Origin of the sequence: Gordonia sp. CPCC 206044 (assembly GCF_048537895.1) — a bacterium.
GTDB lineage: Bacteria > Actinomycetota > Actinomycetes > Mycobacteriales > Mycobacteriaceae > Gordonia.
In genome coordinates, this window is record NZ_JBCLVL010000002.1 from 481,786 (window position 1) to 501,720 (window position 19,935).

At 67.4% G+C, this 19,935-nt stretch carries 19 protein-coding genes; 10 read left to right on the forward strand and 9 right to left on the reverse strand.

All coding sequences use genetic code 11. From position 1 onward, the window contains the following. Positions 1-111 precede the first annotated feature (111 nt). Together AAFP35_RS04685 and AAFP35_RS04690 are read left to right on the forward strand one after the other, a co-directional pair. Positions 112-2,259 (forward strand): ArnT family glycosyltransferase, encoded by a 2,148-nt coding sequence (locus AAFP35_RS04685; RefSeq protein WP_419220381.1) that lies wholly within the window; start codon positions 112-114, stop codon positions 2,257-2,259. 121 nt (positions 2,260-2,380) lie between these two features. After that, complete coding sequence (locus tag AAFP35_RS04690; protein ID WP_419220382.1) at positions 2,381-3,220, forward strand: alpha/beta fold hydrolase; 840 nt, start codon at positions 2,381-2,383, stop codon at positions 3,218-3,220. Positions 3,221-3,224: 4 nt separating this feature from the next. On the opposite strand, the gene AAFP35_RS04695 is transcribed toward AAFP35_RS04690, so the two are convergent. Beyond that, on the reverse strand, positions 3,225-4,157 hold the full coding sequence (locus tag AAFP35_RS04695) for a hypothetical protein (RefSeq protein WP_419220383.1): 933 nt from the start codon (positions 4,155-4,157) through the stop codon (positions 3,225-3,227). A 79-nt stretch (positions 4,158-4,236) separates the two neighbouring features. Next, a complete protein-coding gene (locus AAFP35_RS04700; RefSeq protein ID WP_419220384.1) occupies positions 4,237-4,929 on the reverse strand; it encodes a DUF6474 family protein in 693 nt (230 codons plus the stop codon). A 186-nt stretch (positions 4,930-5,115) separates the two neighbouring features. On the opposite strand from AAFP35_RS04700, the gene AAFP35_RS04705 reads away from it, so the two are divergent. After that, the gene (locus AAFP35_RS04705; RefSeq protein ID WP_419220385.1) at positions 5,116-6,768 is read left to right on the forward strand and encodes a TM0106 family RecB-like putative nuclease; all 1,653 of its coding nucleotides are present in this window, start codon (positions 5,116-5,118) and stop codon (positions 6,766-6,768) included. Positions 6,769-6,778: 10 nt separating this feature from the next. On the opposite strand, the gene AAFP35_RS04710 is transcribed toward AAFP35_RS04705, so the two are convergent. Further along, on the reverse strand, positions 6,779-7,660 hold the full coding sequence (locus AAFP35_RS04710) for a hypothetical protein (RefSeq protein WP_419220386.1): 882 nt from the start codon (positions 7,658-7,660) through the stop codon (positions 6,779-6,781). A gap of 725 nt (positions 7,661-8,385) precedes the next feature. On the opposite strand from AAFP35_RS04710, the gene AAFP35_RS04715 reads away from it, so the two are divergent. The 3 genes from AAFP35_RS04715 to AAFP35_RS04725 are packed head-to-tail and all read left to right on the forward strand — an operon-like array spanning position 8,386 to position 10,608. Continuing rightward, complete coding sequence (locus AAFP35_RS04715) at positions 8,386-8,958, forward strand: XRE family transcriptional regulator (RefSeq protein ID WP_419220387.1); 573 nt, start codon at positions 8,386-8,388, stop codon at positions 8,956-8,958. A 31-nt stretch (positions 8,959-8,989) separates the two neighbouring features. Then, positions 8,990-9,499, forward strand: a complete 510-nt coding sequence (locus AAFP35_RS04720; protein WP_419220388.1) for a hypothetical protein — start codon at positions 8,990-8,992, stop codon at positions 9,497-9,499. Then, on the forward strand, positions 9,499-10,608 hold the full coding sequence (locus tag AAFP35_RS04725; protein WP_419220389.1) for an MAB_1171c family putative transporter: 1,110 nt from the start codon (positions 9,499-9,501) through the stop codon (positions 10,606-10,608). The genes AAFP35_RS04720 and AAFP35_RS04725 overlap by 1 nt, the downstream gene beginning before the upstream one ends. An 11-nt stretch (positions 10,609-10,619) precedes the next feature. Here the strand turns inward: AAFP35_RS04725 and AAFP35_RS04730 are convergent, their stop codons facing one another. The 3 genes from AAFP35_RS04730 to AAFP35_RS04740 all read right to left on the reverse strand — a co-directional run bounded on the left by AAFP35_RS04730 (position 10,620) and on the right by AAFP35_RS04740 (position 12,875). After that, positions 10,620-11,381 (reverse strand): SDR family NAD(P)-dependent oxidoreductase, encoded by a 762-nt coding sequence (locus AAFP35_RS04730; RefSeq protein WP_419220390.1) that lies wholly within the window; start codon positions 11,379-11,381, stop codon positions 10,620-10,622. 133 nt (positions 11,382-11,514) lie between these two features. Beyond that, complete coding sequence (locus tag AAFP35_RS04735) at positions 11,515-12,234, reverse strand: TMEM165/GDT1 family protein (RefSeq protein ID WP_419220391.1); 720 nt, start codon at positions 12,232-12,234, stop codon at positions 11,515-11,517. Positions 12,235-12,350: 116 nt separating this feature from the next. After that, positions 12,351-12,875 (reverse strand): peptidase, encoded by a 525-nt coding sequence (locus tag AAFP35_RS04740; protein WP_419220392.1) that lies wholly within the window; start codon positions 12,873-12,875, stop codon positions 12,351-12,353. 258 nt (positions 12,876-13,133) lie between these two features. On the opposite strand from AAFP35_RS04740, the gene AAFP35_RS04745 reads away from it, so the two are divergent. Beyond that, on the forward strand, positions 13,134-15,227 hold the full coding sequence (locus AAFP35_RS04745; protein ID WP_419220456.1) for an ATP-binding cassette domain-containing protein: 2,094 nt from the start codon (positions 13,134-13,136) through the stop codon (positions 15,225-15,227). Then, the gene (locus AAFP35_RS04750) at positions 15,224-15,973 is read left to right on the forward strand and encodes an energy-coupling factor transporter transmembrane component T family protein (protein ID WP_419220393.1); all 750 of its coding nucleotides are present in this window, start codon (positions 15,224-15,226) and stop codon (positions 15,971-15,973) included. The genes AAFP35_RS04745 and AAFP35_RS04750 overlap by 4 nt, the downstream gene beginning before the upstream one ends. A 238-nt stretch (positions 15,974-16,211) precedes the next feature. On the opposite strand, the gene AAFP35_RS04755 is transcribed toward AAFP35_RS04750, so the two are convergent. Further along, entirely contained in the window at positions 16,212-16,841 is a 630-nt protein-coding gene (locus tag AAFP35_RS04755; protein WP_419220394.1) for a superoxide dismutase, read from the reverse strand. Between the two features lie 172 nt (positions 16,842-17,013). Beyond that, positions 17,014-17,166: a hypothetical protein gene (locus AAFP35_RS04760; protein WP_419220395.1), complete on the reverse strand. Its 153-nt coding sequence runs from the start codon at positions 17,164-17,166 to the stop codon at positions 17,014-17,016. 162 nt (positions 17,167-17,328) lie between these two features. Here AAFP35_RS04760 and msrA point away from each other — a divergent pair, with 162 nt between their 5' ends. Both msrA and AAFP35_RS04770 read left to right on the forward strand, forming a co-directional pair. Further along, entirely contained in the window at positions 17,329-18,030 is a 702-nt protein-coding gene (gene msrA / locus AAFP35_RS04765) for a peptide-methionine (S)-S-oxide reductase MsrA (protein WP_419220396.1), read from the forward strand. 3 nt (positions 18,031-18,033) lie between these two features. After that, positions 18,034-19,101, forward strand: a complete 1,068-nt coding sequence (locus AAFP35_RS04770) for a winged helix DNA-binding domain-containing protein (RefSeq protein ID WP_419220397.1) — start codon at positions 18,034-18,036, stop codon at positions 19,099-19,101. A 29-nt stretch (positions 19,102-19,130) separates the two neighbouring features. Here AAFP35_RS04770 and AAFP35_RS04775 read toward each other — a convergent pair whose 3' ends face one another. Next, positions 19,131-19,883, reverse strand: coding sequence for a VOC family protein (locus tag AAFP35_RS04775; RefSeq protein WP_419220398.1), 753 nt, complete (start codon positions 19,881-19,883; stop codon positions 19,131-19,133). Between the last annotated feature and the right edge of the window lie 52 nt (positions 19,884-19,935).

The following is a 19,935-nucleotide window of genomic DNA, read 5'->3' on the forward strand; positions in this document are numbered from 1 at the left end:
GGTCGGAGAGGGCTGCGAGCCGACGCTCACAGCCTTCTCCCAGCCACCGTCCAGCCGGGGGTGAGTACGGGGGCCCACTGTGGATTCAGACATCCGACAGGAGGACCCACCATGACCACAGTGCTGGCACGCTCGAGCACGCACACCCCCGGCGAACTGCCGCCCCCGGACGGTGACGCCGGCGGGCGCGTGGCCGAGAAGGCGAAGCCGCGCCGCGCGGTGCGCTGGAGTCCCTTCGCGCTGGCCGGACTGCTGACGGCAACCGCGTTTCTCTATCTCTGGAATCTCGCCGCGAGCGGCTACGCCAACACGTTCTACGCCGCCGCCGCACAGGCAGGTTCGCAGAGTTGGACGGCCTGGCTGTTCGGCTCGCTGGACTCGGCCAACTTCATCACGGTGGACAAGCCACCGGCCTCCCTGTGGGTGACCGGGCTCTCCGTGCGGATCTTCGGCATGAACAGCTGGGCGGTCCTGGCGCCGCAGGCGCTCATGGGGGTGGCCTCGGTCGCGTTGATGTACTGCGCGATGCGTCGCACCTTCAGAAACCCGGTGCATGGCACCGCCGCGGGCCTCATCGCGGGCGCGGTCCTCGCCTTCACTCCCGCCGCGGCCCTGATGTTCCGGTTCAACAACCCGGATGCACTGTTGGTCCTGTTGATGGTCGCCGCCGGCTACTGCCTCATCCGCGCGATCGGCACCAACTCCGGGCGTTGGCTGGCGCTGGTCGGTGTGGCACTCGGGTTCGCGTTCCTGACCAAGATGCTGCAGGGACTGCTCGTGCTGCCCGCCTTCGGTCTGGCGTACCTGTTGTTCGCGAACACCGGATGGCTCAAGCGGATCGGGCACCTGGTGGGTGCGACGGTCGCGCTCGTCGTGTCGGCGGGTTGGTTCGTCCTGGTGACGATGTTGGTGCCGGCATCGTCGCGGCCCTACATCGGTGGCTCGACGAACAACACGTTCATGGACCTCGTCTGGGGCTACAACGGTGTCGGGCGCATCAGCGGTGGTTCCGGTCCCGGCGGGGGTGGCGGACCGGGCGGCGGTCAGGCAGGCGGATCCTTTGGTGGTGCAACCGGACTCAACCGACTGTTCGGATCGGAGATGGGTAACGAGATCTCCTGGCTGCTGCCGGTGGCGCTGCTCGCCCTGGTGTTCGCCGTCTACCTGGGACTGCGCAGTTTCCCGATCTTCCGGTTCGCCGACGGACTCGACCGGGTCGAGGGCGGCGCTGTGATGGCCTGGGGCGGTTGGCTTGTCGTGACCGGATTGATCTTCAGCTTCATGAGCGGAACCATCCATCCGTACTACACGGTGGCATTGGCCCCCGCGATCGGCGCGCTGATCGGCATGGGCGCGGTGTTCGCCTGGCGCAGGCGCGCCCGGTGGGATGGCCGGATCGCGATGGCGGGCATGATCGGGCTCGCCGGATGGTGGTCGATCGTGTTGTTGAACCGCAACGACTGGGGCCCGCTGTGGTGCCGCTGGGCGATCGGAGTGGTGGTCGCGCTCAGCGTGATCGCGCTTCTGGTCGGCAGTGTGCTGGGCTGGCGAAAGGTGGTGGCAGGAGCCGTGATCGCCGGTGCGATCGCCGGATTCGGTGGTACCGCGGCATTCTCCGTGGCAACCGCGGCGACACCTCACTCGGGCTCGATCCCGACGGCGGTGCAGACGTCGATGGACGGTGGCGGCATGGGCTTCCCCGGCGGCGGGGCCGGTGGCATGCGACCGACCCAGAACGGGCAGGGCGCCGACGGTACGGCCGGGTCGTCCCAGGGCGGCAAGACGGGAACACCGCCGAGCGGCTCGGCCCCGAGTGGTGCTGCCCCGAGTGGTGCGGCCCAGAACGGTTCGTCCCAGAGCGGTTCGGCCCAGAGCGGTTCGGCCCAGAACGGTGCCGGCCAGAACGGTGGACACCGTGGTGGCGGACCGGGCGGGATGGGCGACATCTCGTCGAACTCGGAACTGGTGAGCCTGCTGGAGAACACCGACTCCACGTGGGCGGCCGCCACCAACGGTTCGCAGTCCGCAGCGGGTATCGAGATCGCCACGGGCAAGGCCGTCATGGCCATCGGGGGATGGAGCGGCGATCCCGCTCCGACACTCGAACAGTTCATCCAGTATGTGAAGGACGGCAAGATCGCCTACTACATCGGTGGCGGGATGGGCGGCCCCGGCGGCAATTCGGAGATCTCCGAGTGGGTGGCCGAGCACTACACCGCGACCACGGTCGGTGGCACCACGGTGTACAAACTGATCTGATCATCTCGACACCGTGAACCACCGCCCGCGAGGACAGCACCTCGCGGGCGGTGGCACGTCTGAACCGAACCGGGCACCGCGACAGGTAGTGTCGAGGGCGACTGGGGGAAGGATGTCGACCATGACCGCACGCCTCACCGAGTACTCCAACGGCGTTCACACCTTCGACGTGATCGATGCCGGGCCGATCGACGGTACTCCGATCGTCTTGCTGCACGGATTCCCGCAACGCGCGACCGCGTGGGACCTGGTGGTTCCGCTGTTGCACGACAAGGGTTTCCGGACGATTGCGCCGGATATGCGCGGCTATTCACCGCGTGCGCGCCCGCCCCGCCGACGCGACTATCGACTGGGCCTGATCGTCGAGGACGTGGTCGCGCTGATCGACGCCCTCGGCGTCGAGAAGGTCGATCTCGTGGGCCACGACTGGGGTGGGATCGCGGCGTGGGCCGCCGCCGCGCTTCATCCCGATCGTGTGCGCAGTCTCACCGCGTTCTCGACGCCGCACCCGATGGCATTCCTGCGGGCCATGCCGCGGGGACAGCTGCTGCGGTCGTGGTACATGGGGTTCTTCAACCTGCCGGTGATCCCGGAGTTCGCGCTGACCAAGATCTTTCGGCCAGGCACTCGCACACTGCCGCGGGTGGGTCTGCCCGAACCGTTCATGAGCCGGTTGTACGACGACATGGTCACCTCGGGAGCCCTGCCCGGTGCGTTGAATTGGTATCGGGGCCTACCGTTTTCGTTCTCCGACTCGCGGGTTCCCGACGTGGTGGTGCCGACCACGTACGTGTGGAGCGACGGGGACGTGTACCTGGGTCGCGCCGCCGCACGGATGACCGCGCGATGCGTCGACGCCCCGTACGAGTTCCGGGTGATCACCGGAGCCGATCACTGGCTGCCGGAGCGGCACCCGGACGACGTCGCCGCAGCGATCCTCGCCCGCGTCGGGGGCGCCTGAACGCTCAGCGCCGCCGACGCAGAACAGCGACCAGGATCAGCAACAGTGCCGCGAGGCCTGCGGCGATGATCGGCAGCCGTCGATCGGGAGTCGGGAGTTCGGTCGGCGCACCGGCCCGCAGCTGAGCGAAAGTTGCTCGCTGAGCATCGGATTCGGCAACGGCGTCGACGACGGCAGGCGACGGCCGAGACGGTGGTGCGCTGGGTCCGGTGGACGCCGGACCGGACGGCCCGGTCGAACCATCCTTGCGCACGCCCGGTTTCGACGGCGCGGTCGGCGGCTTGACCCGTCCGACGTCGGTCTGTGACCCGCACCCCGCGGCCGGCGGGATGGCGTCACTCTGTGGTCGCGTCGACGTGTCGTCGGCGACGCGCGCGGGTTCTGCGGACTCTGCGGCGTCGTCGGCGGGTGCCGACTTGTCGGTGGGCGCATCGGCGGAGGGCGGTGGCGCGGCCGCCGTGTGGTCCGAGGAGGAGGCAGGCTGGTCCGAGGAGGGCTGAGTCTGGTCCGCGACGGCGTCCTTCTGAGCACCACTGACCTGGGTGCCGCCGTCGTGCGCGTGGCCGGTCTGAGCGCCGGTGTCGCGGGTCTGGGCGCCGGTGTCGCGGGTCTGGGCATCGGCGGTTGGCGCATCGGTGTTCAGGGCGTCGGTGTTCAGGCCATCGTCGAGCTGGTGGGCCGTATCGGTCTTCGGTGGCGCCTTCTTGGGCGCGGCCTTTGTGCCGGGGGCCTTCTTGGCTGCGGCCTTCTTCGCCGGCGCTTTCTTCGCAGGTGCTTTCTTGGCGGGTGCCTTCTTCGCTGCCGCCTTCTTCGCTGCTGCCTTGGTGGCGGGTGCCTTCTTGGCCGGCGCCTTCTTGGCAGGGGCTTTCTTTGCCGGGGGCTGTGGCCCGGCCGTCGGCTCTGACGGGGGAGTCCGGTCCGGATCGGGTTCGGTCATGCTCACGCTCCCTTGCGTGCTGTCTCGGGGTGGTTCATCGCCGACGGGGTCACTCTGCCGTTCGAGGAGAGGCGGCCGCTCAGGCTCGGACGCCGAGGCGGGCGAGCACGTCGGCGTCGATGGCTGCGAGTTCGCTCTCGATCGACTGATGTGCGGCCCGTCGCTGTGCCGGGGGCATGGCTTCGGCGGCATCGACGGCGACCGAGAGGTTGTCCAGGCGGCCGGTCATCGCCGTCACGAATTCCTGCGCATCCGCGGACGAATCCTTGCCTGCGACTCGTGCCACTGCTGCCCGCGTCGTGCTGAGCCGCGCAGACAGGGTCGCCCCGTGGCCCGAGAACTGTCGCAACACCTCGGGTGCGACCCCGGCGCGGCGGGCCTGCAGGTTGGTGATCTGGCCACGCGCCGCGACCGCGCCTCGGTAGGCGATCGGCACGACCACCGGCGCCACCAGACGCGCCACCGTCAGATAACGCCGCACGCTGACCGGGCTGAACGGTTTCGCATCCGAGGCGGCCTTGGCCTTCGCGGCGGTCGCCTTCGCGTCAGCCTTGGCCGCTTTGCTCTGAGCCTTGCCTGCGACCTTGGCCGTCTTGCGCTGGTCCTTGAGCTCCTTCGCCCGGAACTTGCGCTCGTCTCGACGCCGAGCCCGTTCGGACTTCCGGTGCCTCTTGGCCTCGAGTTTGGCCTCCATCCTGGCCTTCGCCTTGAGGGCCTTCGCCTCGGCTTTGCGCTGGGCGCGGGTCTTCGGATCGGACGAGAACAATGCCATCGCCGGACCGACCTCCTTCTGTGGTGACTCGGTGTACGAACGACCACTCGGACCGAAACGCCGAGCGAGCGATGCCTGCGTTGGTACAAGCATTACATAGGCTCGAAAGGCACCGGTCCCGCGCAGAGCTCCTCCGGTGCGGTCGGAGACCCGAGCGCGGGCCGGGTCGGGGAAAGGAACAGGACAGTGGACACAGTGGTGCTGCACCCGCGCGACCTCAGCGGATGTGAGCATCGACTGCACCTCGACCACGAGCATCCGGATCTCGTCCGGTCTCGACCCGACACCCCTGAGGCCCAGCGTCGCAAGGAGGCCGCACAGGAACACCGGTCGGGAGTCCGGGACATGGTGCGCGGTCTGCACAGCGATCAGCCCGAGGGCACGGTGGTCGTCGTCGACGCACCCGATCACGCATCCCGCGTGCAGGCCACGCTGGCCGCATGCGCCGACAAGGCCGATTGGATCTGGAACGCCACCCTTCCGGTCGACCGCGAACGCGGACGACGTGCCCACGCCGAGTTGCTGGTCCGCGAGGGTGACGGTTATCTGCCCGTCATCGTCGTCAATCACCGGGTCAGCTACCCGGCCAAATCGAACGGCAATGGCAACGGCAATGGCGCGTCGTCGACGACGAGCCCGGTGTGGGCCTGGGCACCCGCGCCCGACCCGACCCGCAACGCGCGTAATCACCGCCGAGACCAGCTACGCCTCGCCCAACTGACCACCATGCTGATGGACCTCGGCCTCACCGCCTCCACCGATCCGGACGACCTCCGCGGTGGCGCCATCGGCCTCGATGCCGACTGCATCGTCGTGTACGAGATGGGCCCCCTGCTCGCGGAGTACGCCGAGACCTTTCCGCGCCGGATGGCCATTGCCCGGGGAGAGGTGCCGACGGTGCCGCGCCGCGTCGGCGAATGCCGAAGCTGTCCCTGGTGGGTGCGATGCGGCCCGGAACTCGAGGAGCGACGAGATGTCAGCCTCGTGGTCGGTGGCAACCAGAGCCTGGTGCTGGCCGAGGCCGGGATCACCACCATCGATCAGTTGGCCCATTTCCGCGGCCCGGCACCCGAGGACTGGCCGGGTAATGCCCGTTTCGAGGACGCCGTGGTGAACGCCGTCGCCTGGCTCGCCGACATCCCACTGGTGCGCCGCTTGACCGAACCCGAGGTCGCGCGCGCGGACGTCGAGGTCGACGTCGATATGGAGAGCTACGGCGAGCACGGCGCCTACCTGTGGGGGACGCTGCTGACCGACAACGTCGATCCGACTCGGCCGGTCCGGTACCGCGCGTTCGCCACCTGGCGGCCGCTACCCACCCGTGACGAGGCGCGCTCGTTCGCGGAGTTCTGGGCATGGCTGAGCGCGGAACGGACCGCGGCTCGCGACGCCGGGAAAACCTTTGCCGCCTACTGCTATTCGCAGCAGGCCGAGAACCGGTGGCTGTTGGGATCGGCGAGGCGGTTCGTGGGAGAGCCGGGGATACCGCCGTTGACCGAGGTCGAGGAGTTCATCGCCTCCGAGCAATGGGTGGACATCTACGAGGCCGTGGGTCGCAACTTCATCTGTCCGAACGGCAAGGGACTCAAACGTGTGGCACCGGTGGCAGGTTTCTCCTGGCGTGATGCCGAGGCCAGCGGTGAGGCATCGATGGACTGGTACCGCGAGGCGGTCGGACTCGGCGGGACCACACCGGATCCGACCCAGGTCCGTCGTCTGCTCGAGTACAACGAAGACGACGTCCAGGCCACCAAGGTGCTCCGCGAGTGGATCACGGATGGCGCGAGATCAGCCGTCCCCCACGAGGATCAGTTGCTCGCCGGCCATCGGCCCGGCTGATCGGCGTCGATCAGGACCGATACGTCCGCAATGCCTCGAGGAACGACCCGCTGCCGAGCAGTGCGACCGCGCCGAGTAACAGCAGGCCGCCGGGTGCCAGTCCGATGACGATCCTCTTCGTCGCGGTCAGCACACTCTCGGGGTTCGATGTGGGGGCACCGCCCGGAACCGACGCTTGTTGCGGGGCCTTCGGCGCATCGCCCGCCGGGCCTGGTGCGGCGCCGGGTCGCTGGGCGCCGGCGACCGCGGAACCGCCGTCACCCTGAGCCTGTCCGGCGGTGCCGGGGCTCGAGGAGCCCTGGTCCTGTTGTCCTGCAGCCGATCCCGCGCCGGGAACGGCAGGGGGGCCGCCGTGCGAGGGTGTCCGCGGGGCAGGTGAATCGCGGCGCGGTGCCGCGGGTGCGGTGGGGGCCGAATCGGAATCCGACGATCCGCCCGGGGTGACGATGTTCGTGGACGGCTTGGTCGGCTTGGACGGGGACGTTTGCGGCTCGCTCGCCCCGGAGCCCGACGACGTGTCGCCACCCTCGGTCGGTCCGGATGATTCCGGAGCTGTCTCGCTCGGCGGATCGGGCGTCTCCGACGGACCGTCGGGATCATCGGTCTCGTCATTGCCGGGGAGGCCGTGATCGCCGCCCGGTACGCCGTAATCCCCGCCGGGTACGCCGTAATCCCCGCCGGGTACGCCGTAGTCCTTGTTCGGTACGCCGTGGTTGCCGCCGGGGACGCCGTAATCCCCGCCGGGAATGCCGTGGTTGCCGCCGGGTACGCCGTAGTCGCCTCCGGGCACCCCGTACTCTCCGTCCGAACTCTCGCCGCCGTCGCTCTCGCTCGTCGAGTCGCTGTCGGTCGACGAGGTGCTGCGGCTCCGGCCGGTGTCCCCGCCGTTCATTGATTTGCCGGAATCCTTCGAATCCTCACCGCCACCGGAGAATCCATACCCGCCCGAAGGGTCGGACTCCGAGTCCGACGTGTCGCTCGAGCCGTCCGAGCCCGAGCCCGATGAACTGCTCGAGCCCTCGGAACCCGAACCCGACGTACTGCTCGAGCTGTCAGTGTCCGAGTTCGATGCGTTGCTGGAGTCCTCGGAGCCGGAGCCCGATGAGTTGCTGGAGCCCTCGGAGCCGGACCCCGACGTATTGCTCGAGCCCTCGGAGCCGGAGCCTGATGAGCTGCTCGAGTCCTCGGAGCCCAAACCTGAGCCCGAACCCGACGAACCGCCCGGCGTGGACACCGCCACACCGGTCCCGATAGCCAGTACTGCAGCAGCGATGACCAGGGCCAATGCGGCCATCAAGCCGGCACGGCCACGTGGGCGGTGGTGTTTCGGTAGGCGGTGTTTCATCGGGTCCTTCTGCTGGTCGCCTGTGTGTCAGATCATGCTTCGATTCTTCGTCCGGAGTTCATCTTCCGGTAAGGTCGAGTTCGCGCGACTACACGAACTTTGCGATCGAGTGTGAACAATGCCACACCGAGCGATCGTTACAGTATCGGCACAGGTGATACGCATGGAACGGCACAGTCGGGTACGTTACTGATCGTATTGAGCGTTGCAATGACGATGCACGTCGGTCTTTAATGTTTGCAAGTTCAAGTTTTTGTTTGCCGGGGAGAATAATGACTTCACAACGGACGGAGAGGCCGGTGGGGGACGCCGAACGTCGTATTGACGTCGAGACGCCAGATCCAATGCAGACCGTAGACCCAGGATTGTTCGCGCGACGGTTGGAAGAACTCTTCCGTACCGTTCCGGGTCCGAACGGTCGAGCCTACAGCGCAAAGGCGATCGCAGCCCGATCGACCGAGCGTGGATTCCGATTGGGGGAGTCGTACCTGAGCCAGTTGCGTTCGGGTAAGGCGAAGTCGCCGTCGTTCCGCACCGTGGAGGGCATCGCTGCCGCCTTCGGTGTCGACGTGCACTACTTCCTGGAAGACCGAGCAGCGCAGCGAACGCGTGACGAGATCGACCTGATGCGGTTGCAGGCGGACACCAATGTCCAGCTCGCTGCTTTCCGCCTCGCGGGTCTGTCCAGCGATTCGGTGACCGTGGTCAACGAGCTGATCAAGGTACTGCGTGAGCAGCAGGGCCTGCCCAAGGATCCGCCGGACGTCATCGCCGCGGGGATCACCGACAGCTCGGTCGACGACGGACACCTGCGTGTCGTCGGCGGTCACTCCGCGAACGACTGACCGTATTCGAGAAGCGGACTGTTGTTGCGTGATGCGTGATCGACGTGCGTTGCGTGCGTTGTGCCGCGACACCCTCAAGGGCCTGGAACTCGATCTCCCGCTCGACGTGACGCAACTCTGTGACCGTCACGGCGAACGCCGCGGACGTCCGATCCGTTTGCTCCCGCATCCGCTACCTGCGGGCATGCCCAACGGCATCTGGCTCGCGGCCGAGGACGCGGACTATTTCTTCTACCAGGCCAACACGTCGAAACTCCATCAGGATCAGATCGTGATCCACGAGTTCGGTCACCTCATCGCGGGCCATCAGATGCTCGGCGCGGTCTCCGCCGCCGCATTGACCGCACCCTCCGACGACGACTCCGACGCCGCGCTGCAGCGCACCTGCTACTCCGACGAGCGCGAGTGGGAGGCGGAGATGCTGGCGTCGATGATCCTCAGCTGGGCCGGTGACGCCACCGACACGGTCGGCCAGACCCCCGATCACACCGAACTCCGGGGCATCCAGCGTCTACTCGGCGGGCACAAGGGCTGGTTGTAATGGTCACCGTCGGCATCGTCAATGTCATTGCCGCAGTGGTGTTCGCGGCAGCACTGTGCTGGCGTCTCGAACAGATCCGTCGCGAGGGCGGTGGCCTGCAGCCGCTGGCCATGACCATGGCGATCGCCACATTGACCCTTGCCTTCATCGCCTCCGGCGACGACGTCGCGGACGCGATCGACACTGTGTTGTTCACCGGCGCCGACCGGGTGATCTTCTATGCACTGCTCGCCATCGGTGTCGCCGCCCTGATCATCGTGTTCTTCTTTCCCGGCCGGTCGACGACCCGCGAGCGGCGTGCCGGACTCGAGGCCATCCCGTTGGTCGCGGCGATCGTCGGCCTGCAGGTGACGATGCTGGTCATCCCGCCCGGACTGCGGACGGCGCAACTGTCGGATTGGACGGTGCGCAACGTCGCCTATGCGGTGTTCGTGCTCATCGCCAGCGGATATCTGGCGTATGGATTCATCGCCTGTGTGCGTAGCATCCGACGGTTCTTCGAGCTGGCCGACGGTTACTTGAGACTGTCCCTCGGGTTGCTGCTGTTCGGTCTCGGTTTGTTGGCCGTCAGCTCGTTGTCGCAGATCGTCTACGTGCTCGGGACATCGATGGACCTCTTCCAGATCGGCTGGCTGCTCACCGTCAGCCAGGTGCTGTCCATCGTCGGCGTCGTGGCCTTCCTGCTCGGCGTCAGCTACCCGATGTTGCACGCCCGGTGGCACTCCTTGAAGGCCGGGCGCCGTCGTCGTCGAGATGCCGCCGATCTGCTGCCCCTGTGGGAACTCGTCACGTCGGGCGTGCCGGAGGTGGTGCTGACCTCCACGGGCCCGGTGTCGGTGACGATGCGCCTGCATCGCCGTGTCGTCGAGATCCGGGACGCACTGACACAGTTGAGTCCGTGCCTGCCCGCGGACTTCGATTCCGCACCGGATGCCGATCGGGTGGAGATGGTCCGCGACGCGGTCGCCGAATACGTGGCAGGCCGACGATCGGGCGGAGGGGTACGCGACGTGTTGCCCGGCGACGGCGCGGACCTCGACGCCGACGCCAAGCCGCTTCTCGAACTCTCGAAGGCTATGGCGGCACAGGATGTTCCGGCAGCGGCCTAGGTGATCGACGCTCAGCGTGGCGCCATGCGAATGGCGCCGTCCATGCGGATGGTCTCCCCATTGAGGTAGTTGTGCGTGGCGATGAACTCCGCGAGCTGTGCGTACTCCTCGGGTTCGCCGAGCCGCTGCGGAAACGGGATGGCCTCGGCGAGCGTCTGCTGGAACTCCGGGGTCACACCGGCGAGCATGGGTGTCTTGATCGTGCCGGGCGCGATCGTGCACACCCGGACCCCGGCACGGGCGAGATCGCGGGCCGCCGAGATGGTCATCGCGTGCACGCCGCCCTTCGACGCCGCATAGGCGATCTGACCGATCTGGCCCTCGAAGGCGGCGACCGACGCGGTGTTGATGATGACGCCGCGCTGACCGTCGGCGTCGACCGTCGGTTCCGTCGACATCTGGTGAGCGGCGAGGCGCATCACGTTGAACGTGCCCACCAGGTTGATGTTGATGATCTTCTGGAAGAGGTCGAGGTCGTGTGGCCCGTCCCGGCCGAGTATGCGTGCAGCCCAACCGACACCTGCGCAGTTGACCGTGACACGCAGCGGGGTCCCGGCATCGGAGATGGTGTCGATCGCGGCGCGCACGTCGATCTCACTGGTGACGTCGGCGGCCAGCAGCGTCACGCCGGGGGAGTGTTCGGCCTTGTCGATGCCGGTCTGTAGGTCGACGCCGTACACCTGGGCTCCGGCGTCGGCGAATCGGCGGGCGGTGGCGGCGCCGAGCCCCGACGCCGCGCCGGTCACGAGTACCGCTGAGCCGGATACGTCCATGAGTCGTCCTCGAGTTCGTCGGCGCCGGCCACCGGGGTGACGCGGCGGAAAGTGTCCTGTGTCACAGGATAGTCGGACGAATCCGGCGGGGATGCGGAGCTGTTGTGTGGATTGTGCCGCTCGGCCGGGCCGGTCAGTGCGACAGAGTGCTCGGCGAATCGTCGTCGGCGGGGTCGGTGTCGGCCGCGGGGGCGGTGCGCCGCAGATGCAGCAGGTACGCGGTGCCACCTCCGACGAGGACCACCACCGTGGTGAGCGTCGCGATGACGGTGACTGCACTCGCGCCCGAGAGCCCCTCCCACAGCAGCCACGCGGCGAAGCCGAAGAACAATGCGGCGGCGCCGCGGGCGATCGTCTTCTCGGGCAGGTGCTTGCCGAGGAGCGCGCCGACTCCGATAGCGAGCGCATCGGCCGCGACCATGCCGATCGTCGATCCGATCCAAACCCCGAACCAATCGGAGTGCGCGGCCAGGGTGATCGTCGCGAGCATCGTCTTGTCGCCGAGTTCGGCGAGGAAGAACGACGACATGACCGCGAAGAAGACGGACTTGCCGACCCGCTGTGCCTTGGCCGATTCGACGTCGTCGAGATGGTCGCCGCGGAGGGTCCACAGGCCGAACACCAGCATGGCCAACCCGGCCAGGATCGACATGAGGTCCGCCGGGATCGAGACACCCAGGAAGTGTCCGAAGAAGACCGAGACGGCATGCACCGCGGTGGTGGCCACGGTGATGGCCGTCAGCACGACCCACCAGCGGTACCGCAGGGCGTATGTCATGGCCATCAGCTGCGACTTGTCGCCGAGTTCGGCGACGAAGATCACGCCGAAGCTCAGGAACAGGGCAGCAATCATGTGAGCAACGTTAGGGTGCCCATCGGAGCTTGTGCAACAGATTGCATACCCTTATTTCCGCAGGTAGGGGGCACAAAATCAAAAGTTTGGGCACCCTAACTCGGTGGGCGTGCAGGTCACGCGGCCAGGAGCATGGCCAACACGGCGGTGTCGGGGTCGGCGTTCGGGTCGATGCCGACTTGGTTGCGCAGCGTCACCACGGTGCCGTCGGCTTCCGCCTCCGCCCACCCGGCGCGGTGCTCCAATCCGAGCTCCGGGAGTCCGGGCAGCAGCACACAGCCCGAGGCCACCTGGGAGCACTCGGGCAGCGATGGTCGGGTCTGCGACGGCGGGTGCAGCATCACCAGAGCGGGCGGGTTGCTCAGGAAACGTCCGGCCTCGACGAAGCTGTCGTCCACGACGTTGCCGACCGCGACCATCATCCCGACGGCCTCGTTGTCCTCGTCGTCGGGACGTTCCTCGACGACCCCGAAGATGGTCGTGGTGGGCAGGAATCCGGGCCGGCAGGCGATCCGCACCGAGGCGACCAATGTCTGGGTCCACTCGAGCGTCGACTCCGGCCAGCGCCCAGAGATCAGGATGCCGTTCAGATGACCTTCGTGCTGAAACGGCGTGAGGCCGATGGGAATGGCCGATGTCATCGCTGGGCTCCCCTCTGTGACCTCCGACGACCTGCCGGAGTCGCATCCACGTGTCGCGAATCCACGTGGGGCGAGTGTGAATCCCGTGAGAGAAGAATCCTCCCGTGATGAGGCGTACACAACTCGAACACGGGTGTTGTGACGCTTCTTTTACACGAAAGGACTCCTCGCGGCCTCGATGACGCCCGACAGGTCTGGGGCACCGCCGATCCACCGGGCACACTGGATGGGGTGAGAAGTTCTGTGCCGTTACGTCCGATGGAGATGGCGTCCATCGCCATCTTCGGCGGCCTGACCGTCGCGGCCATCGTCGTCGCGGCGGTCATTCCGCTGGCCACCGCGGTCGGCCTGCTGGCCCCAGTGCCGTTGGCGCTGGTCGCCGCCCGTACCCGACCCCGTGCATTGATCGCCGCCTCGGTGGCGGCGACCGGTGTGAGCTTTGCGATGGCCGGGACCGGCGCAGCCATGACGGTGCTGGGGTCGGCACTGGTGGGCGGCATCGTCGGCGACACCAAGCGCCGGGGTCGGGGCCTCGGCACCATCGTCCTGGCGGGCCTGGTCGCCGCGCCGGTCATCGGTGGTCTGTCGGTTCTTGTCCTGTGGATCCTGGTCCCGCTGCGCACGCTCGCGTTGGAAGCGCTGGGCAACACGATCGGTGGACTGGTCAAGCTCATCGACAAGGTGCCCGCGCTGGGCGGCCTCGCCGACACGGTGGAGACGTTGGGCGACAGCATGGTCGACCAGTGGTGGATCTGGATGTGGGTGTCCGGTGCACTGGGCACCGCGTTGTCGCTGGCGGTGGCGTGGTGGCTGCTCGGTGGGGTCATCAACCGACTTGCCGAGGTCCCCAGCGAGGACACTCTCGACGCAGGCGCGACCACCGGCCCCGACGAGACGATCGCACCCATCCCGTTGCAGTTGTCGGGCGTCGGCTTCCGCTATCGACCGAACGGACCTGCGGTGCTCTCCGGCATCGACCTGACGATCGGCCGTGGCGAGTTCGTCGCCGTGGTGGGCGCCAACGGGTCGGGCAAGTCGACGTTGGTCAAACTGATCGCCGGACGCACGCCCACCGAGGGCAGTGTGCAACGTCCGGGGGCGGCCGGGCTCGGACGGCGCGGTGGCACCGCGATGGTTTTGCAGCGCCCGGAGACACAGATGCTCGGCTCCCGTGCCGCCGACGACGTCGTCTGGGGCTTGCCGCCGGACGTCGAGGTGGACGTCGAAGCGTTGCTCGCCGAGGTGGGATTGGCGGGCCTCGGTGGCCGCGAGACGTCGGATCTGTCCGGCGGACAACAACAGCGTCTGGCCGTGGCCGCGGCATTGGCGCGCGACCCGGTTCTGCTGATCGCCGACGAGGTGACTTCGATGGTCGATCCCGTCGGGCGTGACGAACTGCTGGCGCTGCTGGCCGATCTGCCGCGTCGTCGTGGCATCACCGTCGTCCTGATCACCCATCGTGGGGCCGAGGCGGCTGCTGCCGATCGGGTCATCCATCTCGATCACGGGCGGGTCGTCGACCACCCGCCGCAATGGGTGCCCCAACCGGGTGCGGTCGACGAACCCGTCGTCGCGACGCGGGCGCTGCCGGTCGCGGTCGACCCGGCCTCGGTGGGGGAGCCGTTGCTCGTCCTCGATCGCATCGGCCACACCTATCTGCCGGGTTCCCCGTGGGCGGTCGATGCAGTGCACGACGTGAACCTCACCGTGAACCGCGGTGACGGACTGCTCATCGTCGGCGGCAACGGCTCCGGCAAGACCACCCTCGCGTGGATCATGGCCGGGCTGGTCAGTCCGTCGACCGGTACGGCGACGCTGGAGGGGCGGCCCGTCGACGATCAGGTGGGTCAGGTGGCCCTCGCGTTCCAGCATTCCCGCCTGCAGCTGCAGAAGCAGATCGTCGGCGACGAGATCATGGCCGCGGGTGGCACCGAGGTCGGCACCGGCGAGGTCGCCCGCGTGCTCGAACTCGTCGGGCTCCCGCGGGACATGGCGGCCCGCCAGATCGATTCGCTCAGCGGCGGTCAGATGCGCCGCGTGTTGTTGGCCGGACTGATCGCGCGCCGACCCAAGATCCTCGTGCTCGACGAACCACTGGCCGGGGTCGATCCGTACGCACGCGCCGACATCGTCGCGCTGCTCGCCCGGCTGCGGGCAGACGGGTTGACGATCGTGATCATCTCGCATGATCTCGGCGACCTCGATGCGGTGGTGAATCGTCGCGTCCAACTCACCGACGGCACGCTGCATGCGCTCGATCCGACCGCGCCGGAACCGCCGTCGGAGCCGCAGGGCTCGGAATCGGTTGCACCACAACCAGGTCACGTGGCATTCCGGGGGGTCGTCGAATGAGTATGAACACCGTTCCGCTGCGTCAGGTGCCCGGCGACTCGCTGGTGCATCGTCTCTGGGCGGGCAGCAAACTGCTTGTCGTCCTGGCGCTGAGCCTCATGACATGGGTGTTGCCGTCATGGCCTGCGCTCGCGGTGGTGGCCGTCGTGGTGGTGGTGACCGCGGTGACCGCCGGTATCCCGCTCGGCGCCATTCCCCGTCCGCCGTGGTGGTTCTGGGGACTGATCGTCGCCGGCGGTGCGCTCAACATGACCTTCGGTGCCGACGCGCTGATCATCTATCTGCGCGCGGTCACGCTGGGGCTGGTCCTGCTCGCGAGCTCGATCCTGGTGATCTGGACGACGCCGATGGCCGAGATCGCCCCGGCGATAGCGACTTTGATGCGGCCGTTGCGCGTCCTGCGGCTGCCGGTCGACGAGTGGGCGGTGGCGATCGCGTTGTGTCTGCGCGGATTGCCGCTGCTGATCGAGGAACTGCGGATGTTGCGGGCCGCGCATCGACTGCGGCCGTCGGCTCCCGCACGATCCGGACATCCCGCAGCCGAGATGGGTGTCGTCGACATGATCACGGCCGCGATGTCGAGTGCGCTGCGGCGAAGTTCGGAGATGGCCGAGGCGATCACCGCCCGCGGGGGCACAGGTCGGCTGACCGCCTACCCGTCGCGACCCGGGCGGATCGATGCCGTGGTGCTCGGCATCGTCGGCGCCGCATGCATTGTCGCGATCGTCCTGACCATCGTCCTCTGAGCTGTCGCCCGGCCCACCCGCCCGACAGCAACCGCCGCTCTCGCGACAGCAACCTCTTTTCTCGCGACAGCAACCGTTTCTGCGCCGACAGCACCCATTTCTGCGTCGACAGCAACCTCTTTTCTCGCGACGGCAACCGATTCTGCGCCGACAGCAACGTTCTCGCCGTGCGAGCGATCACCCTTGGACGACGAACGGCGGCCACCCGTGTCGGGTGGCCGCCGTCGGACGAGCGAGATCAGGCGGGGACGATGAGTCCTGCGCCCTGCTTGGTCGCGGTGGCGAAACGCTCGGCGGCGTCCGCCCAGTTGACCACGTTCCACCAGGCCTTGACGTAGTCCGGCTTGACGTTCTGGTAGTCGAGGTAGAAGGCGTGCTCCCACATGTCCAGCATCACGACGGGGATGATCGCCGCCGGGATGTTGCCGCTCTGATCCGTCAGCTGCAGGACAACCAGGTTCTTGCCGATGGTGTCGTAGCCGAGGATCGCCCAGCCGCTGCCCTGCAGGGTGGTGGCGGCTGCGGTGAAGTGCGCCTGGAACTTGTCGAAGCTGCCGAACTGGTCGTCGATCGCGGCGGCCAGGTCACCTTCGGGCTTGTCACCTCCGTTGGGGGACAGGTTCTTCCAGAAGATCGAGTGGTTGGTGTGACCGCCGAGGTGGAAGGACAGCGTCGCGGAGAGTCCGTAGACCTTGCCGGCGATGCTGCCGTCTTCGCGGGCCTCGGCCAGTTTCGCGAGGGTGTCGTTGGCACCCTTGACGTAGGTGGCGTGGTGCTTGTCGTGATGGAGCTCCATGATCCTGCCGGAGATGTGCGGCTCGAGTGCCGCGTAGTCGTACGGGAGATCCGGCAAGGTGTATTCAGCCACGATATTCCTCTCTGAGGTGCTGCTCGTTACTCACTTCACGCGACTACGAATGACATTCGCCCTCGGTCGCGCGGGTACTTCCACCCTTACGTAGAGCATGGGGGATTGCAACAAAGGGTGACGAATCTTGTTCAAGCGCGGTTGAACTATGGACGTACGTGGATCCGTCCGCTCAGATGATCGCCAAGACGACGAACACGGCCACCAGACCGACGATGCTGAGCGTGGTGGCGAAGCACTTCGATCCCACGTCGTAGGTGACACGCGGGGCGCTCGGCCGCGGGCTCACGGCCCGTCGCGGATCTGTGCTCGCCTGCGTTGCCATCGATCCCCTTCGTCGTCGCTGATGTGCGATTCCCCGCTCTGGCCGGACTGCGTTCCGGCGGGGAGTGATCACCGTCACATCCATGGCGTGTGGGCAATGATAAGCAGACCATCAGAAATCCATCAACCCGGTGATCCGCGCGGCGGGCGTAGGATTGGCCTCATGTCTTGGCTGGACCAGCTTCTTTCCGCGCAATCGCACAAGCGTCAATTGATCCCGGCCGACGAGGCTCTGCCGGGTCGCAGCGATGCGGTGCCGCTCGCGCCGGAGAACATCATCTTGCGCCACCCGATGCGGGGTGAGGCCGCCGACGCCGACGGCATCGGCGACTTCGGACCGGGACTGTCCGCGGTGGTGCTCGCAGGCGGGTGCTTCTGGGGCGTCGAGGAGATCTTCTGGCAGGTGCCCGGCGTGCACACGACCGCGGTCGGCTACGCGGGCGGCTACACGCCGAACCCCTCCTACGAGGAGGTGTGCACTGCGCGCACCGGGCACACCGAGTCGGTGCTCGTGGTGTTCGACCCCGAGGTGATCGATCTCGAGGGTGTGCTGAAGATCTTCTGGGAGACCCACGACCCGACGCAGGAGATGCAACAGGGCAACGACATCGGCACGCAGTACCGGTCGGCGATCTACACGTTGTCGCCAGACGACGCCCAGATCGCGCGGGCCACCGCAGAGAAATTCGGAAAGGTCCTCGCCGACGCCGGTCTGGGTCCGGTCGCAACCGAGATCAAGCCGTTGGCCGAGGCCGGTGACGGGCATTTCTACTATGCCGAGGACTATCACCAGCAGTACCTCGCCAAGAACCCGAACGGGTACCGCTGCCACGCCGCCACCGGCCTGCACTATCCGGCCGCGTGATCGGTGGCCGACCAGATCACCCTGGATCAGTGGAATAGGACGCTGCTGGCGCGCCAGCACCTACTCGAGCGAGTCGCCGAGGATGCGATCGAGGTCCTGGATCGGTGCGTCGGGTTGCAGGCGCAGGATCCCAAGGCGCCGTTCTACGGATTGTGGTCCCGCATCGAGGGTTTCGAGCCTGCTGAACTCGACGACCTGCTGACGAGCCGGGAGGTCGTTCGGATGGCGGTGCTCCGGTCGACGGTTTTCCTCATGGACTCCGAGGATGCGAGATGGATGCGGCCGGTGGTGCAGCCGGCGACGGACTCGGAGATGGCGCGCCACGTCCGCATGCTGTCGACGACGACCCGTGAAGCCGTCCTCGACGATGCGCGCGAGCTGTTGACCGCCGAGCCGCACTCGTCGGTCGCGCTGGGCCGCGCGCTGGCCGAGCGGCATCCCGGGGAGAATCCGGCGTCACTGACGCTCATCGCGCGCTGCGGTCTGGCCCTCGTGCAGGTGCCGCCCCGTGGCCTGTGGCGCGGCTCCGGCATGCCGACCTACCGACTGTTCGACGACTGGGCGGGTGAGGGAGAGCCTGCCGTCGTCGACGACGAGGCGAGGCGGGACCTGATCAGGCTCTACCTGCGGGGGTTCGGTCCCGCGTCGATCAAGGGCATCCAGACCTGGTGCGGGCTCACGCGACTACGGCCGTTGGTGCAGCAGATGGTCGACGATTGGGAGCTCATGGCGATGACGGGCCCCGACGGCGTCGAACTGTTCGACCTCGAGGGTCTCGACATCATCGACGGTGACATTCCTGCGCCCGTTCGGCTGCTCGCCCCGTACGACAATGTCCTTGTGGCACAAGCGGATCGTCGGCGGATCACCGGTGAGGAGCAATTCCGTCAGGTGTCCACGGTCAACGGTCAGGCGCCCGGATACGTCCTCGTCGACGGACGACTGGCCGGGTCGTGGCGTCGCGACGGCGAGCAGGTGCACGTCGAGTTGATGGGCGAGATCACTCGACGCGGGAAGCGTGAACTCGATGCGGAAGTCCAACGGTTGCAGGACTTCTGCGCCCTGCCCTGATGGGTGTCAGTGCTCCGCGGTGAAGGGCGTCAGCGGCCGGTGCGGGGATTGCGGTCGGTAATGCAGTAGCGTCGGCCGACGGGGTCGGACATCACGGTCCACCGCTCGAATCGTTCGACGACGCGCGCGCCCCAGTCCTCGTGTCTGGCGACCTCGTCCTCGACCGAGGTGCAGGCCAGATCGAGGTGGCCGCTGGTCGACGTGGCGGTATCGTCGTTACCGTTGCGCTGCAACAGGATTCCGATGGTCAGGTCCTGGTCACGGTGGAGATTGAGCAGTTCGGGTCGGCTCGACGGCTCGGTCGGCCAGCCGGTGAGGCGGGACCAGAACACCACCTCACGGTCGAACAGCCCGGCGGGGACATCGAGACAGACCTGGTCGATGATGCTGATCGTGTCGCCGGGCCAGCGCACCGGTCGTGATCGGCTGGCCTCGCCATGCCACGCGACGAGGCAGAAGGGGAACCCGCCGGGCGACTCGAGCGTGCAGTATCCGAGTTCGGGTACATCGCGAACGGTGGTGGCGCCCAGCGAGATCGCCTCGAGGGTGGCGGCGGAGAGATCGTCGACGTGGAGATCGAGATGGATGCCGCCGGGGCCGTGTTCGATGCGCTGCACACGCAGGTGCGGGTCGCCGTTGAACGGTACGAGCGAGGCGAACTCCCGATCGTTGCCGCGTGGTGGTGAGACGGTGCTACCCGCGATGGCGCGCCAGAACGTCACCTCGCCCCCGAACTGTTCGGCGGGAAAGTCGAGGAATGCGGTCAGCCACCGGATCTGCACTCCGAGAAGTCTAGGGCGCCGGGGCCGCGACGCAGACCATTACACTCGGCGT

Coding starts and splice junctions, on each gene's coding strand:
- AAFP35_RS04715 (WP_419220387.1), top strand. CDS start 8,386: ATGACTTCACAACGGACGGAGAGGCCGGTGGGGGACGCCGAACGTCGT.
- msrA (WP_419220396.1), top strand. CDS start 17,329: ATGTCTTGGCTGGACCAGCTTCTTTCCGCGCAATCGCACAAGCGTCAA.
- AAFP35_RS04730 (WP_419220390.1), bottom strand. CDS start 11,381: ATGGACGTATCCGGCTCAGCGGTACTCGTGACCGGCGCGGCGTCGGGG.
- AAFP35_RS04710 (WP_419220386.1), bottom strand. CDS start 7,660: ATGAACGGCGGGGACACCGGCCGGAGCCGCAGCACCTCGTCGACCGAC.
- AAFP35_RS04725 (WP_419220389.1), top strand. CDS start 9,499: ATGGTCACCGTCGGCATCGTCAATGTCATTGCCGCAGTGGTGTTCGCG.
- AAFP35_RS04735 (WP_419220391.1), bottom strand. CDS start 12,234: ATGATTGCTGCCCTGTTCCTGAGCTTCGGCGTGATCTTCGTCGCCGAA.
- AAFP35_RS04720 (WP_419220388.1), top strand. CDS start 8,990: ATGCGTGATCGACGTGCGTTGCGTGCGTTGTGCCGCGACACCCTCAAG.
- AAFP35_RS04740 (WP_419220392.1), bottom strand. CDS start 12,875: ATGACATCGGCCATTCCCATCGGCCTCACGCCGTTTCAGCACGAAGGT.
- AAFP35_RS04745 (WP_419220456.1), top strand. CDS start 13,134: ATGGAGATGGCGTCCATCGCCATCTTCGGCGGCCTGACCGTCGCGGCC.
- AAFP35_RS04690 (WP_419220382.1), top strand. CDS start 2,381: ATGACCGCACGCCTCACCGAGTACTCCAACGGCGTTCACACCTTCGAC.
- AAFP35_RS04700 (WP_419220384.1), bottom strand. CDS start 4,929: ATGGCATTGTTCTCGTCCGATCCGAAGACCCGCGCCCAGCGCAAAGCC.
- AAFP35_RS04760 (WP_419220395.1), bottom strand. CDS start 17,166: ATGGCAACGCAGGCGAGCACAGATCCGCGACGGGCCGTGAGCCCGCGG.
- AAFP35_RS04750 (WP_419220393.1), top strand. CDS start 15,224: ATGAGTATGAACACCGTTCCGCTGCGTCAGGTGCCCGGCGACTCGCTG.
- AAFP35_RS04695 (WP_419220383.1), bottom strand. CDS start 4,157: ATGACCGAACCCGATCCGGACCGGACTCCCCCGTCAGAGCCGACGGCC.
- AAFP35_RS04685 (WP_419220381.1), top strand. CDS start 112: ATGACCACAGTGCTGGCACGCTCGAGCACGCACACCCCCGGCGAACTG.